General features: G+C 45.1%; 4 protein-coding genes. 2 read left to right on the top strand and 2 right to left on the bottom strand.

Annotation, left to right across the window (positions count from 1 at the left end; genetic code table 11):
• Nucleotides 1–114: 114 nt before the first annotated feature.
• Nucleotides 115–831 carry a putative ABC transporter permease gene (locus ABK01_RS11665; RefSeq protein WP_253675754.1) on the top strand — a complete coding sequence of 239 codons (717 nt, stop codon included), beginning with the start codon at nucleotides 115–117 and terminating at the stop codon, nucleotides 829–831.
• 127 nt (nucleotides 832–958) lie between these two features.
• Here the strand turns inward: ABK01_RS11665 and clpB are convergent, their stop codons facing one another.
• Nucleotides 959–3,535, bottom strand: coding sequence for an ATP-dependent chaperone ClpB (gene clpB, locus ABK01_RS11660; protein ID WP_212565550.1), 2,577 nt, complete (start codon nucleotides 3,533–3,535; stop codon nucleotides 959–961).
• A gap of 523 nt (nucleotides 3,536–4,058) precedes the next feature.
• On the opposite strand from clpB, the gene ABK01_RS11655 reads away from it, so the two are divergent.
• On the top strand, nucleotides 4,059–4,433 hold the full coding sequence (locus tag ABK01_RS11655; RefSeq protein WP_253675753.1) for a helix-turn-helix domain-containing protein: 375 nt from the start codon (nucleotides 4,059–4,061) through the stop codon (nucleotides 4,431–4,433).
• Between the two features lie 128 nt (nucleotides 4,434–4,561).
• On the opposite strand, the gene ABK01_RS11650 is transcribed toward ABK01_RS11655, so the two are convergent.
• The gene (locus tag ABK01_RS11650) at nucleotides 4,562–5,623 is read right to left on the bottom strand and encodes an extracellular solute-binding protein (RefSeq protein WP_253675752.1); all 1,062 of its coding nucleotides are present in this window, start codon (nucleotides 5,621–5,623) and stop codon (nucleotides 4,562–4,564) included.
• Nucleotides 5,624–6,070 lie beyond the last annotated feature (447 nt).

Here is a 6,070-nt window from a genome sequence, read left to right as displayed (position 1 = left end):
AAGGGTTATTATACTACTACTTTCCTTTTTTTGACAATATGGACACTCTTTGGGCGCCAACAAACCGGCAACCGCTGATTTATCCGGTTTATTATTTATGATATAATGAGATTTATGGAATTAAATAGATATTTAATAGCATATTTTGTTTTTAGTGTCCTAGGCTGGATATGGGAAAGCATATATTGCACAGCCAAAGAAAGGAAATGGCAAAATCGAGGTTTTTTGTACGGTCCCTTATGTCCCATATACGGTTTTGGCGCAACCATAGGATTATTATTTTATGATCTTATTTCGCTTGGGATAGTTCATCAACTTTCATGGTGGATGATATTTATTATTGGATTTTTCGTTAGTATGATATTAGAGTATCCAACATCATATATTCTTGAAAAAAAGTTTCATGCAAGATGGTGGGATTATAGTAATGTGCCACTGAATCTAAACGGCAGGACAAGTGTAATTACTTCCATCGGATTTGGGCTAGGGTCAATTATCATTATGAAATATTTGATTCCGCTTTATGAACGAGCTTTTGCTCCAATACCCGATGGCATCATCATTGCCCTTTCAGTTGTTTTGGTGGCGATTCATTCTTCGGATATTACGCTTACGGTCTCTCGTTTGACAAATTTCCAAAGCAACATTGACGAAATGGAAGGCATGTTCCAAGATAAAATGACTTTAACAGTTGACAAGCTTTTTGAAAGACGAAGTAAATTATACGGTAAAACACTAAGCCGAATTGCTTCTTTTAAGATGAGTGAATCGCATAACATGATTGCAGAGAGAATAATAAAGGCAATGCATGATTCAAAAAGGGTGAAATAATATGGTATTATGAGATTATATGAGTTTGTAATGGAGAATGGGTAATTACCGCATATTGTACTTAAGCCGTTTTGATTACCCATTACCCATTACCCATTACCCATTATCAATTAAAGCATTATCTGCCTTACGCCTTAAACGTCAAGCCGCCTTTTCCGGCATCCACCGTAATATCGGTTTTACCGACAAAAGCGCCCGAAAGCAGCTCTTTGGCAAGCTTGTTTTCAAGCTCGGTTTGGATAGCCCGCTTTAAGGGGCGTGCGCCGTACAAGGGATCGTAGCCGATGTCTGCGAGGAAGTCCTTTGCAGCATCCGTTACAATCAAATGCAGGCGGCGCGCTTCAAGCCGTGCGGAAACAGCCTGCAGCTGAATGTCGACAATCTTGCGGATCTGCTCTTTGCCGAGCCGTCTAAAGGTTAAAAGCTCGTCGATACGGTTCAAAAACTCAGGGCGGAAGTGCTGCTTGAGCAGGTCTTTAATCTGTGCAGTCATCTCCTCCGGGGTATCCGCCGCTAAAATCAGCTCCGAACCGAGGTTGCTCGTCATAATGATAATCGTGTTGCGGAAGTCTATTACCCTGCCTTGTCCGTCCGTCAGCCGCCCGTCATCCAGTATCTGCAAGAATACATTGAACACATCGGGATGCGCTTTTTCTATTTCGTCAAAGAGCACCACGCTGTATGGACGGCGGCGCACTGCTTCAGTCAGCTGTCCGCCTTCGTCATAGCCCACGTAGCCGGGCGGCGCTCCGATTAAGCGGCTCACCGAATGCTTTTCCATATATTCGCTCATGTCGATACGGGTAAGCGCCCTGTCATCGTTAAAGAGGAAGTCCGCAAGGGTGCGCGCCAGTTCGGTTTTCCCCACACCGGTAGGTCCGATGCAGAGGAAGCTGCCGAGCGGGCGGTTCGGGTCGGAAAGTCCTGCACGATTCCGTCTGATGGCATCGGCAACTGCCTGCACCGCCTGATCCTGTCCGACAACCCGCTTTTGCAGCACCGATTCAAGGTCGAGGTACTTCTGCTGTTCGCTTGCAAGCATCTTTGCAACCGGAATACCCGTCCACATCGAAACAATCTTCGCAATATCCTCTTCTGACACCTCTTCGCGGAGAAGCTGCCCGCTGCTGCCGGCCTTTTTTGCAAGCTCTGCGGTAACCGCGGAAATCTTTTTTTCCAGCTCCGGTATGCGTCCGTATTTGAGCTCGGCAGCTTTGTTCAAATTGCCGTCGCGTGTAAACTGCGTTTCTTCGCGGCGCAACTGCTCAAGCTCTTCCTTATATTTCCGCGACTCGTTGATGCGGGTCTTTTCGTTTTGCCACTGCGCCTGCATCACGTTCCGCTTTTCGGTTAAGTCGGACAGCTCCTGCTCCAGCTTTTCCAACCGCTCTTTTGAAGCGGCATCAGTTTCTTTGGAAAGCGACACCTTTTCGATATTCATCTGGAGGATTTTGCGCTCCACCTGATCAAGCTCAACCGGCTGGCTTTCAATTTCCATTTTGAGCCTGCTCGCCGCCTCGTCTACGAGGTCGATTGCCTTATCGGGCAAAAAGCGGTTGGTGATATAGCGGTTGGAAAGCACCGCCGCCGCGATGAGCGCCTCATCCTTAATGCGCACGCCGTGGTGTATCTCGTACTTTTCTTGCAAGCCGCGCAGAATGGCAATTGTGTCCTCTACGTTCGGTTCGGGGCAGTACACTTGCTGGAAGCGGCGCTCAAGGGCGCTGTCTTTTTCAATATACTTGCGGTACTCATCCAAGGTGGTAGCGCCGATCGCACGCAGCTCACCGCGTGCCAAGGCAGGCTTTAAGAGGTTGGAAGCGTCCATCGCCCCCTCGCTTGCACCGGCGCCGACAAGAGTATGCAGCTCATCGATAAAGAGGATGATACTGCCCTCGGCTTTTTGCACCTCGGAGATAACCGCTTTGAGGCGCTCCTCAAATTCGCCGCGGAACTTAGCGCCGGCAACCAAAGCGCCGAGGTCAAGCGATAAGAGCTTTTTTCCGCGCAGGCTATCCGGCACGTCCCCGGACACAATCCGGCGGGCAAGTCCTTCTACGATAGCGGTTTTACCGACACCCGGCTCACCGATCAATACGGGGTTGTTTTTGGTGCGGCGCGACAGTACCTGCATCACCCGCCGGATTTCTTCATCGCGTCCGATAACGGGATCGATTTTTTCTTCCCGGGCAAGTTCGGTTAAATCGCGGCAGTATTTTTCGAGGCTGTTGAACGTCGCTTCGGGGTCTTCGCTCGTAACCCGCTGATTTCCCCGCACATCCTTTAAGGCTCTCAACGCCGCATCGTAGGTAATGCCATGCGAGCGGAGCAGTTCGCCTACCTCGTCATCGCTTTTTGTAAGCGCAAGGAGGAGATGCTCCGTGGAAACATACTCGTCCTTGAGCGAAGCGGCGAGCTTTTCCGCCTGAGCGCAGAGTTTTGTTAAAACCGGCGACATATAGACTTGTGCAGAGTCTCCGGTTACCCGCGGTTTTTTATCCAAAATAACATCGAGCGCATCAAGGATCTGATCCGTTGATGCACCGATCTTCTCAATGAGCGGCGGTACAATCCCCTCCTCTTGATCCAAGAGTTTATATAAGAGATGAACCGGCTCAACCTGACTGTGATTGTCCTGTTCTGCAAGCGAGGCTGCATCCTGCAATGCCTCACGTGCTTTAACGGTGTATTTGTCTATGTTCATACAATAAATGTACGCACAAAATGAAAAAACGGCAATAAAATTTTTTTAGAGAAAAATCCTGACACAAAGCGTCGAAATATTAAATTAAACCTGTTCGGAAAGTTCCGTTTCTGAATAGGTTACCTTGAAATGCGATGTTCTAAATCGTGCTATTTGTGCGATTTAGAACTCGTCGACCTATTCGAAAACGCAGTTATCGAATAGGTCTATTATTCTCACGAATAAGCGCTTGATAAATTGTATCAAAAATGATATAGTGCTGAAGAAATCGCTAAAAAATGAGGTTTCTATATGTATGAGATATTCGTGAGAAAAAAAGCACGAAAAAATATTGAAAAAGCACCTAAATCTGTACAGGTATTATTTGCTGATTTACTTCAAGATTTAAAACAAACAGGAGTAATGCAGCCGTCTTGGCCGAATTTTAGTAAACTTTCAGATAATACTTATCATTGTCATTTAACGTATTCATACATTGCATGCTGGACATGTGAAAATAACTCTATAAATATTGAGGTATATTATGCAGGTAGTAGAGAAAGTACACCCTATTAATGTGAGTATAAAAGGAATCGGCTCCCGTCTCGTTAAGGATTTGGTTATGCAGCACTATCCGCAAGCGCAGGTGGTTGATATCGAAGAAAGTGATAATGGGCTTGAAAAATGGGAAGATACGGAATTATATAAAAAACTAAAATCAGAAATAACCCCGGGCGATAAACTTACAGCTTATAGAACCCGTGCGGGGCTTTCTATCACCGAACTAGCACGGCTTACGGGTGTGAGTTATACGAATATTTCGGCGATGGAAGCCAATCGGCGTGTTATCGGTTTAAAGATAGCTAAAAAATTAGCCGAGGTTCTGAATTGTCGCTATACAGCCTTATTAGACATGTAAGCTTACAATATGCTGTTAGCGGTCAACATTACTTCCGTAATGATAACATGCAACAGTTAAATCAACATATCCTGACACAGAATATCGGGATATATTTGTCCTTATAAGATGGTTGAAGTCGGCTTATCCTACGGTGTAAAACGGATCCGCTGCCAAAAGCTGTTATACAGCTCTAAGTTTGCACCGAGGTCTTTTTTGAGAATGCAGTCTTTAAGGTCGTCGAGTGCGTAGTGCGGCCGCTTTTTTTGGTAGTATCCTGCCTCTGTGTGGATGGAAGGCGGAAAGCCGAAGGTATCTAAAAATTCTGCATAAACGGTAGGCTCAAGCATAAAATTGATAAAGGCATGTGCAAGTTCAGGATGAGGCGCCCCTTTTGGAATACAAAAGCTGTCGATGTACAAGCCTGAATGAACGCCTTGCGGAATAAAGAAATCGACATACTGCGTTTGATCTTCTTGTAACTCCGCAAAAATCGATTCCGCATATCCTTGTACCGCTAAAAAGTCCCCCGACGCAAAAGATTTTGCAAAACCGTCCGCATCAAACTTTACGAGATTCGGCTTCCAGTTATTTTGGACTAACTGATATGCCTGTTCCAACTCATCGGGATTGGTGCTGTTCGGCTCGTAACCTAAAGAACCTAATGCAGCGCCGAGCACTTCCCTCATATCATCCATCATCGTCATTCTGTTTTTTAAATCTGCCTGTTCAAAGATATTCCAGCCGCGCTCATAGTCGGGCACCTCTTTGGTGTTTACCGCAATACCGGCAGCGCCCATGTAATACGGTACTGAAAATTCCATTTTAGGGTCATAGTCAATTCGATGGAGTACATCCGAACGTAAATAGCGGATGTTCGGGATTTTTGAAACATCGATAGGATCAAGCATATTAAGTTTTATCATGATAGAAACATAGTCTGCTGATGGGATAACAAGGTCGTAGCCTTTTGAACCTGCCATGAGTTTGGCAAACATATCTTCGTTTGACGCAAAATCATCGTAGACAACTTTGGCATTGTATTTTTTTTCGAAGGTTTTGATAACGGAATCGGGCGTGTAGTATGTCCAATTATAGAGATAGAGAACCGCTTCTCGTGTATCGCGGCAAGCAGTAAAAACAATAAGCCAAGAGAGTGTTACTACGATGGATAAAAAAATAGAGCCTATTCTTTTAAAACGATAATCCATAGTTTACCTCGCAATGATATTGCATATATAAAACCACATCTATCCAAGATAAAATAAAAAATATTAAAAGTCTGCAATTCGCGGTATAGTTAGGGAAGCGCTGATTAAAGCGAGGAGCGCATTTAAACAGTGTTTTCCTAAGTTAGTGTAACACAAAGTTGGGATAATTACTATCCTTGATTGACAACATCCTTGATTGACATATCTCAATTTTATGCTCCGGTTAAATCAACCCAATCGGACAAATACTGCAGGGCAAACTCGCTTCTGCGTGGAACCACCGCCGTCCGTGGCAAGTTCAAAAATTGACTTCCTTGTCAATTTTTGAACGCGAGTTTTTGCTGCACAAAAACGTCGCTACTGCTGGGAACCACGGACATCCTCGCTCAAAAATGTACGTCCTTGTACATTTTTGAGCTGCCGGTTTGCAAGCAAACTGGTTACTGT

Source organism: Treponema sp. OMZ 305 (assembly GCF_024181325.1).
GTDB lineage: Bacteria > Spirochaetota > Spirochaetia > Treponematales > Treponemataceae > Treponema.
Note: the sequence above shows the minus strand (reverse complement) of the source record. Positions and strands in the feature narration are given on the sequence as shown.